The sequence below is a fragment of the Zoogloea sp. genome (genome assembly GCF_023150065.1).
Lineage (GTDB): Bacteria > Pseudomonadota > Gammaproteobacteria > Burkholderiales > Rhodocyclaceae > Zoogloea.
The window spans coordinates 1-637 of record NZ_JAKLLN010000148.1; the positions used below are offsets into that span (position 1 = coordinate 1).

Consider the following 637-nt stretch of genomic DNA (forward strand, 5'->3'; position numbering starts at 1 on the left):
GATGGCGTTGGCGGCGTAGTTGAGCATCGCCTGCTGGAGTCGCGCCGGATCGCCCAGCAGATGGCGGGGCACGTCGGCGTTGTCGATTTCCAGGTGCAGCCGCTTGGCGCGCACCCGGTCGGCGAGCAGCGTCGCCACGTTGGCGGTGATCGCCGCCACATCCACCGGCGCCTCGTCGATGACGAACTTGCCGGCCTCGATCTTCGAGATGTCCAGGATGTCGTTGATGAGCTGCAGCAGGTGGTGGATGGCGGTGTCGATCTTGTCGAGCCGTTCGGCCTGCTGGGCCGACACGCCGGAGCGGCGGATCAGCTGCGCCATGCCATTGATGGCGTTGAGCGGCGTGCGGATCTCGTGGCTCATGTTGGCGACGAAGTTGCTCTTGGCGCGGCTGGCCCCCTCGGCAAGACGCGTGGCCTCCTGCAAGGTCTGCTCGGCCAGCTTCTGGCTGGTGATGTCGGCGTAGGTGAGCAGGGTCCAGCCGTTGTCGAGGGGCGTGCCCTGGATGCGCAGCGACCGGCCATTGAACTGCCGGCGCTCGAAGACCACCGGCAGGCGCGTTTCCATCGCCCCGACGAAGCGCGACAGCACGTCCTCGAGGCGCTGGCCGGGGTGATCGCCCCGCTCGACGCTGATC

At 67.8% G+C, this 637-nt stretch carries 1 protein-coding gene; it reads right to left on the reverse strand.

The window, feature by feature from the left end; translation table 11 throughout:
• Nucleotides 1–637: histidine kinase dimerization/phospho-acceptor domain-containing protein (locus L6Q67_RS23960; RefSeq protein WP_296576151.1), on the reverse strand; the 637-nt coding region annotated here is incomplete at both ends.